Origin of the sequence: Rhizobium sp. RSm-3 (genome assembly GCF_001854685.1) — a bacterium.
GTDB lineage: Bacteria > Pseudomonadota > Alphaproteobacteria > Rhizobiales > Rhizobiaceae > Rhizobium > Rhizobium ecuadorense.
Genome location: NZ_MAWZ01000029.1, coordinates 26,976 through 35,373 on the forward strand (window position 1 = coordinate 26,976; position 8,398 = coordinate 35,373).

Here is an 8,398-nt window from a genome sequence, read left to right on the forward strand (position 1 = left end):
AATGTGAAAGCAAAGTTCATTTCCGACCGCACTATCCGGCTCAGGCCGACGCGCGGTTCGACGCCTTACTGACATATCTGCATCAATTTGTTGCTCGAATGATTTGGGTGGCGTTCCCGGAATTCCTGATCGGATGGATGATGCATCTGTCTTGGCCCTCGGTAAGGAGCTTCACGATGAATTCGACTTTACAACCGCTTTGGCAACGCTCCTTTTTTCAGAAAAGGCGCAATCGCCGGAGAGACGAAGCGCTGCATCATGATACCTCAGCCGACCGAGGAGCGCTGCTTGAAGCATTGATCGGCGTGTTGCCCCTCCCAATTTTCTTCAAAGATCTGCACGGTCGCTATGTCGGTTGCAACAAGGTTTTCGAAGATCTCCTCGGTCGCTCGCGCGACGAGATCATCGGGAATACAGATTTTGATCTCAGTTCAACGCAACTGGCGGAAATTTATTCTATTGAAGAGAAAGGCCTTCTTGAAAGGGGTGGAGCCCAAGTCTCCGAGCGTAAGATCGCTCTCGCAAACGGCGCCATCCTGGATGTTGTCTGCAACAAGGCAGTTTTCAGAGGTCACGACGACGAGCCCGCGGGTCTGATTGGCGTTATCATCGACATAACCGAACACAAGTTGGCGGAGCAGGAACTCAAAAACGCTCTCGAACTAGCCCAAGGGATCGTCACCGCTATTCCAGACGTTCTGTTTGAGGTCGACGAGGATGGGCGATATCTTCAGGTCTGGACCAGAAATCCCGAACTACTAGCCCAGCAGCGGGAAATGCTACTGGGTAGGACGGTCGACCAAGTTCTTGCGCCTGATCAAGCGGCTATTGCAATGGAGGCGCTTCGAACTGCAAGCAGTGAAGGAGTTGCCTACGGTCGATGCATTAGCGTATCCTTGCCAAACGGCGAGACCCGATGGTTCGAGTTGTCGGTGGCTAGACGACCAAGCGCCGATCCTGACGCCGCCACCACGCTCCTGGCATTTTCGCGTGATGTCACGGAACGAAGGCAGGCGGAAGACGCCATCAACTCCGTGCGGACGCAATTGCTAAGTGTGCTGCAAACCATTCCTGACATGGTTTGGGTAAAGAATGTCGATGGCGTACACCTGTTGTGCAATCATGCATTTGAGCGGCTGACCGGGAAATCGGAGGCGGAGGTCGTTGGAAAAACGGACCTTGAATTGTTCGGGGCTGAGAGAGCTCACATTTCCGGAAAATCTGATGAGGCCACGATCGAAGCCGGTGGCATACTTATCGACGAGAATTGGGTGGTTTCCCCGGAGAACGGTCAGTCCATTCTTCTCGAAACACGTAAACTTGCGGTCCTCGGCGCCGGGGGAGAGGTTACAGGAGTCCTCGGGGTCTCTCGCGATGTCACGGAACTGAACGCCTCGCGGGAAAAAATCAGGCAAATGGCCTTTTACGATCCGGTGACTTCTTTGCCGAACCGCTTGCTGTTTAACGAGCGATTGCAAAAGGTCGTCAGTGACGCGTCGTCTCAACGTCGGCGGACAGGGGTAATGCTGATTGACATCGACCATTTCAAAGTCGTGAACGATACGATGGGTCACCCTGTGGGTGATCAACTACTCTGCCAGGTCGCTACCCGGCTTAAGAAATCTGTCCGCGATCTCGACACGGTTGCGCGTCTCGGCGGCGACGAGTTCGCGATTCTGTTGCCGGAAATCCAGACAACCGACGATCTCGATTGGGTTGCGTGCTCGATCCTCGAGAGATTCAAGGAATCTTTCCTATTGGATGGCAAGGAAGTCTACGTGTCATGCAGTGTAGGCATCGCGATCTCGCCCGACGACAGCACAGATGTCAACGATCTGGTGAAATACGCCGACTCTGCGATGTATCTTGCCAAACGCTCGGGGAGAAACAGTTTTCGCTTTTATTCGAAGGATTTGACTGTGGGCGTGGAGGAGCGCATGCAGTTGGAATCTGAATTGCGCCGCGCTATCGAGCGCGAAGAATTGGAGCTGCACTACCAGCCCAAGGTGCTTCTGGACAGCGGCGTAATGATAGGATCGGAAGCGTTGTTGAGATGGCCTCATCCCGAGATGGGCATGATTCCGCCGGTTCGATTCATTCCGGTCGCTGAGGATACCGGGCTGATCGTTGAACTCGGGCGATGGGTGCTGCGTGAAGCGTGCAAGACGGCGAAGGAGCTGAACGCCGATTGCCACCACCTGCACAAGATTGCAGTCAACCTTTCGGGTAAGCAATTCCAATGCTCACGGTTGGTAAACGAGATCGCTGCAATCCTCGGTGAAACCGGTTGCCGCGCGGAATGGATCGAAATCGAAATCACGGAGAGTCTGCTTCTCGATCGGAAGGGCGAGACCCTGCAGACGCTTCTTAAGCTGCGTCAAATGGGATTTTCGATTGCTATCGATGATTTTGGCACCGGTTACTCGGCGCTCAACTATCTAGCCCGCTTCCCGATCGACACGCTGAAGATCGATCGGTCATTCATAAATAGCTCGGACAAAAGGAACGAAGAATTGGTCAAAGCGATTCTGTCCATTGCACAATGTCTTGGGCAGGACGTGGTGGCGGAAGGTGTTGAGACCGCCGAGCAGGCAGCATTTCTCGCAGCGAACGGATGCGGTTCGGCGCAAGGCTTCTTTTACAGCAAGGCCCTGCCGAAGATGGAATTGATCGCTCTTTGGGTGCGCGCGTCCGCCACCGGCTTCGTTTCAGATCGTTACGCCGCTTCGCGATGATGAGCGCGAATAAGGGAAAATGTCACCTGTCTGATGGACGGTGATGCGGTGCGCGCTGTGAGACAACTCAACTTGAGCCTCGTCAATCTCTGAATGTCTGCGGTTTTTCGCGGAACAGGGGGCAACGCTGGGTCAACGACCATGCGTTGTGCGGCCCCGCGAGCGGCATTCTCGAATGCTCTGCTCCTACTGCGCGGCATTCGGTAGGCCGGGGAAAACGCGGTACACCGGCTCCTAAAGCAAGGCAGTCGCTCTCGATATGGCTTTCTTCAAAAATATTTGACAGATTATCATACAATCTGCCAAAAATGTCGCCAAGCACCTGATGGGAGGAAAATCAGTGTCTCTTAGTATGCATCACCTGGCCAAGCTTCCGTATTTTTATCCGTTCGAATTTGGCGATGGAAAAATCACGGTACTGTCCGACGGGCCGTTAGAGCTAGGAGATCCTCGCCTGAACTTCTTGGGGGTAGAGCCACGCACGGTCAGCCTGATGCTAGAGGACAATTTCCTGCCAACGAACAAAGTTGTACTCGAGCAAAACGTGCCGCTTGTTGAGATAAATGGAAGAACAATTCTATTTGATACCGGGATGGGGTCTTCCAAAGCTTTCGGGCCCACCACAGGTCGACTCCTAGCCAGCCTGAGAGAGGCAGGTCGAGATCCGACGGAGATCGATGCGGTGGTTCTGTCGCACGCCCATATCGATCATATCGGCGGTCTGTGCGATGCCAATGGAAGGTTAAATTTCCCGAACGCCGACATCTTCATCAGTGAGCGAGACTTCACGGACTGGACGGACGGGTCGTCGATCGATTCTTCATTTCAATTTCAAATCGATAACGCTCGGCGAAACCTGCTTCCCCACAAGGATCGGACCTTCTTTTTCAAAGACGGCGAGGAGTTCTTGCCGGGCGTTCACGCGATTTCGGCCCCCGGCCACACGCTCGGTCATCATTGTTTTATGCTGCAGTCGGGAAACGATCGCCTCTGTTTTCTCGGCGACCTTACGCACCATCATATCCTGTTGATGGAGAGGCCGATGATGGAATTCCGATACGACACGGACCCGAAGCTGTCAGCTAGATCCCGCACGCGCGTGCTTGATATGCTGGCGACAGATCGCATTGCGGTAATGTCCTATCACTTCGCATGGCCAGGTGCCGGGCATGTGGTGCGAAACGGAGACGGATTCCGCTATATCCCCTCTCCAATGCAGTTGCTTGCACATCGATAAGGAATTTCAAAGATGCAGATGCGTTCGGTAATCCTCAGGGAGTCGGGTCTGCCGAAGCCCTATTCAAATTCGAAACCTCTTAAGATTGAGCTTGTGGAACTGACGCCGCCTGGCCCCATGGAGGTGTTGGTCAAGATCAAGGCTGCCGGTGTCTGCCACTCTGACCTGTCCGCAATCAATGGGGACAGACCGCGTCCGCTTCCAGTCGCTCTAGGCCATGAGGCATCTGGCGTCGTCGCAGCAATCGGACCGAGTGTCGAGAAGGTTGAGGTTGGTGACCATGTAGTCATGTCATTTCTGCCGGTTTGTGGCCATTGCTCATATTGCGCTGAAGGCCGCGCCAGCCTCTGCGAACCGGGCTACCAGGCCAATGCTGCAGGAACGCTTCTATCCGGCGGCAAGCACATCCGTTTGAGAGGATACGAAATTAACCACCATAGCGGCGTTTCTGCGTTTTCCGAATATGCTGTCGTGTCGGCGAGCTCGGTAGTCAAAGTGACCAAAGATATCGATTTGGCGACAGCTGCTCTCTTCGGCTGTGCCGTTATGACCGGCGTTGGAGCTGTGATGAACACGTGTGGGGTCCGCCCAGGCCGTAGTGTGGCGGTAATCGGGCTCGGCGGCGTAGGCCTTTCGGCGATACTTGGCGCTGTTGCGAGCGGTGCAAGCGATATCGTGGCGATCGACCTAATCCAAGCGAAGCTGGATCTTGCCAAGGAGCTGGGAGCGACGAAGACTTTTTTGGCCACCTCGCCGAATATTGTTGCCCAAGTAAAAGGCGCGACAAGCGGCGGGGTAGACTACGCGATAGAGATGGCTGGATCCAAAAAGGCATTCGAGCTTGCATATGAGATTACCCGGCGCGGAGGGATGACCGCTACGGCCGGACTGGCCAGCGCAAATTCCCGTTTCGAGGTTTCGCCCTTGCCGTTGGTCGGAGAGGAGAGAACGATCAAGGGCAGCTATATGGGTTCCTGCGTGCCATCGCGCGACATACCCCGCTATATCGACCTTTACCTCAAAGGTAAGCTGCCAGTGGACAAATTGCTGTCGAGCACTGGCCCCCTTGATGAGATCAATGAGGTTTTCGACCGTCTTGACAGGGCCGAGATCAATCGACACCTAGTCTTGATGGACTGATGGCGGGGAGAATTCTCTTGAACGAGTGGACAGTGCTCGCCATCCATTACGGCACCGCGCAAAGACCAGTAAGTGACCTGATACTAGAGACGAATGACATTCATGATCGTCCATCACAAATCGACTACTTCGTGTGGCTGATCCGTCTCGAGGACCGATTAATTCTTGTTGACACTGGTTTCGAAGCCGGAGAGGGCGCGGCCAGAGGGCGGACCCTCTTGATCCATCCGGTGGCAGCACTGAGCAGCCTTGGCATCAAATCCAGCGAAATTACTGATGTCGTTGTGACACACCTGCACTACGATCACGCCGGAAACCTCCCGGCCTTTCCTAACGCCACTTTTCACATTCAGGATCGGGAGATGGCGTATGGAACGGGGCGGTGTATGTGCCATGAGCGAATGCGTCGGCCTTTTGCTACAGAAGGTGTCGTCGACGCGGTCCGGCTCGTTTTTCAGTCACGGGTACGGTTCCATGATGGGGATGGGGAAATTGTTCCTGGATGCAGGGTGCATCTGGTTGGCGGTCACTCGAAAGGTTTGCAAGTTGTTACGGTGGCAACAGGCGGCGCTTTGCTGGTTATCGCTTCCGACGCGCTTCATTTCCAGCACTATCTTGAAAATGACGGCGCGTTTCCCCTGTTTGCAGATTACCTAGAGGTCATCGAGGGTTACAACAAGCTCCGCGTCCTTGCCGGAGCAAACGGACTCATCATTCCGGGTCATGACCCTGAGGTGCTACAGAAATTTTCTCCCCTTGCGCCAGACCTCCAGTTCGCTAGAGTTCTCCTGTGACCCACAATAAACCGATTGAAATTTTTTGCTGTTTGCAGACAATCGGGTTGTCCTACGAAACGCTCCGGCAGTATATTGATTCTGTGCGTCACTAGAAATTTCATCGAAGGTTTGTTGTGAATGGGAACGATCGACCTCCAGATTAGACGTCAAAACGCCTCTCTTCGAATCCTTGTTGAGGATAAGCTCCGGCAGGCTATTTCAAGTGGCCGTTTCAAGCCCGGGCAGCGGCTGGTGGAGCGCGAGTTGTGCGAACTTATCGGGGTTGGCCGAACTTCAGTTCGCGAGGCGCTACGCCAGTTAGAAGCTGAAGGGCTTATTACTAGCTATCCGCATCGGGGGCCGGTTGTCAGCACTATCAGCTACGAGGAGGCTAGGCAGCTTTATAGTGTACGCGCGCTGCTTGAAAGCTTTGCCGGCCAGGAGTTCGCCGAGAACGGTTCGAATGAAGAGATCGTTGCTCTCCTCGAGACCGTGGAAGCGTTCGAAGCCGCAGCCAAGAGCGGTTCCGGAACGCGGATCATCGAAGCCAAGACCGCTTTTTACGATTGTTTGATGACCGGCAGCAAGAACGTGTTTGTGAAGCAAATGCTCACGTCGTTGCACAACCGGGTCACATTGTTGCGGATGACATCGATGACCCAGCCAGGGCGGCTGCAGAACAGCGTTTTCGAAATAAGAGAGATTGCGGCCGCTATTGCGTTGCGTGATGGCGACAGGGCAGCCGCGCTTTGCAAGCGCCATATCGAAATCGCGGCTAAGGTGGCGTTGGACTACTTGAGCAAGAACCCCGTCGAAACCTCCGAGTAGTTCCACAAAACGAAGTTCAGGCGACGGCTAAGGTTGACAGATTGTCTGAAAATCTGCTTACCTCTCTTATGGGAGGTGAGACACAGGAAGTGCGGCTTCCCAACAACATCATTTTGTTAGGGAGGACGTATGGGCGCCCATGCCGAGCTGATTAAACGCGTAACCCTGGCGATCGAAGATCCGGAGCTACCGCGACTGACCCCAGGTCTTACAACACGGATCTCGTTGCAAGTTGGACCAGAAAAGTCATCACTTGCTGTGGGAGGCGGGATAGTCGCACTGGACGGCGCGGACGAAAATGCTGACGTCATACTGAGTGCCCCAGAAGGAGCTTGGGAAAAGGTTATGCAGGTGCCGCCGCCGGCAACCTACCATTCGTTCACCGCCTTTCAACTCGCTAACCCTGAGTTCACGTTATCTGGTTCGCCCGTAGCAATCGCTCAAGCGCGTCCCGCTCTGGAGCGACTGTTCGAAATCGTCGTAGCGTCTCCGCCCCTAGTTGCGCCGAAGGTCGATCGAAATATTGAACAGGTCACCGGACGCTATAAGCGGGTAGAGGTCGGCGGCGTAGAACACGATATCTTTTACGAGGAAGCCGGTGCAGGAACTCCTATCCTTTTCCTCCATACGGCTGGCGCAGACGGCCGTCAGTTTCTACCGCAACTCTCCGACACTGGGTTTGCGCGTACGAACCGATTGATCTCAGTTGATCTGCCGTTTCACGGACGTTCGATGCCTCCTTTAACTTGGGACGGCTCGCCCTATCAACTCACAACGGATCTCTACCTGACCTGGTGCACGGCGATACTCGACCAGCTCGTCGGAGACAGAGCTATCGTCGTTGGAGGATCTATGGGCGCGGCGATGTGCATGGTGCTGGCGGCGGAGCGACCGGAACGTCTAATGGGTGTAATTGCGGTCGAGCCGCCGTTGAAGTCAAAGGGCCGTCGCAACCCCTTTCAACACAACGTCAACGTTCATGGGTCGCTTCATAACTCAGCCTATGTCCGCGGAATCATGAGCCCGCTCAGCCCGCAAGAAGAGCGACGCCGCGCCAGTTGGATCTACTCGCAGGGTGCTCCTGGAGTTTATCCCGGCGATCTTTCGTTCTACAGCGACGAGTTCGACGGTGCCGTCGTCGGTCCGAAGATTGATGCCAAGCGAACACCGACCGTTCTTCTCTCCGGGACCTATGACTACTCTGCGACGCCTGCAGACGGAGCAGCGCTAGCGGCCCTCATTCCTGGCAGCCGTCATGTCGTTATGGAGGGGCTTGGGCACTTTCCGATGTGCGAAAATCCTGACTATTTCCGGAGCTTCTTGCAAGACGCTATTCGGTTCGTCGAAGATAACGGCTGATCACAAAGCAACCGCGTTGGCCATTTACCGATCGTGTCCCAGTACGTGGCGTAGGTGACGGTAGGGAGTAAAGCCGAGCGCCCGCGCGCTTCTCGTTGCGCTGTAGCGGGTGATCGGCTTTGCGGGCGGCCATCAGTGTTTTCCGCTAGGGTCGGGTTGTTCAAGACCAACCTGACGGAAAGATCACCGATGACCAATGACATGATGAACGGGCGCTCCCTTGTTGAGAGTAAGCGCTGTGCTGACCCCACCTTCCGGATCAGCGTATGATTGTCGATGTTCAGCCTCGAAAGAGGGCTTGGACATATGTCGATTTCAGAGCT

Annotated in this window: 6 protein-coding genes; all 6 read left to right on the top strand. The window is 54.8% G+C overall.

All coding sequences use genetic code 11. The features are described 5' to 3' along the window. Positions 1 to 176 precede the first annotated feature (176 nt). A complete protein-coding gene (locus BBJ66_RS22235; RefSeq protein WP_004673285.1) occupies positions 177 to 2,735 on the top strand; it encodes a sensor domain-containing protein in 2,559 nt (852 codons plus the stop codon). Between the two features lie 352 nt (positions 2,736 to 3,087). Continuing rightward, the gene (locus BBJ66_RS22240) at positions 3,088 to 3,972 is read left to right on the top strand and encodes an MBL fold metallo-hydrolase (protein WP_011053353.1); all 885 of its coding nucleotides are present in this window, start codon (positions 3,088 to 3,090) and stop codon (positions 3,970 to 3,972) included. Positions 3,973 to 3,984: 12 nt separating this feature from the next. Continuing rightward, entirely contained in the window at positions 3,985 to 5,112 is a 1,128-nt protein-coding gene (locus BBJ66_RS22245; protein WP_004673287.1) for a zinc-dependent alcohol dehydrogenase family protein, read from the top strand. Beyond that, complete coding sequence (locus BBJ66_RS22250) at positions 5,112 to 5,906, top strand: N-acyl homoserine lactonase family protein (protein WP_018247149.1); 795 nt, start codon at positions 5,112 to 5,114, stop codon at positions 5,904 to 5,906. Before BBJ66_RS22245 ends, BBJ66_RS22250 begins: the two co-directional genes overlap by 1 nt. A gap of 120 nt (positions 5,907 to 6,026) precedes the next feature. Continuing rightward, entirely contained in the window at positions 6,027 to 6,716 is a 690-nt protein-coding gene (locus BBJ66_RS22255; RefSeq protein ID WP_004673291.1) for a GntR family transcriptional regulator, read from the top strand. Positions 6,717 to 6,845: 129 nt separating this feature from the next. Then, positions 6,846 to 8,075 (top strand): alpha/beta fold hydrolase, encoded by a 1,230-nt coding sequence (locus tag BBJ66_RS22260; RefSeq protein WP_008534369.1) that lies wholly within the window; start codon positions 6,846 to 6,848, stop codon positions 8,073 to 8,075. Positions 8,076 to 8,398: the final 323 nt, after the last annotated feature.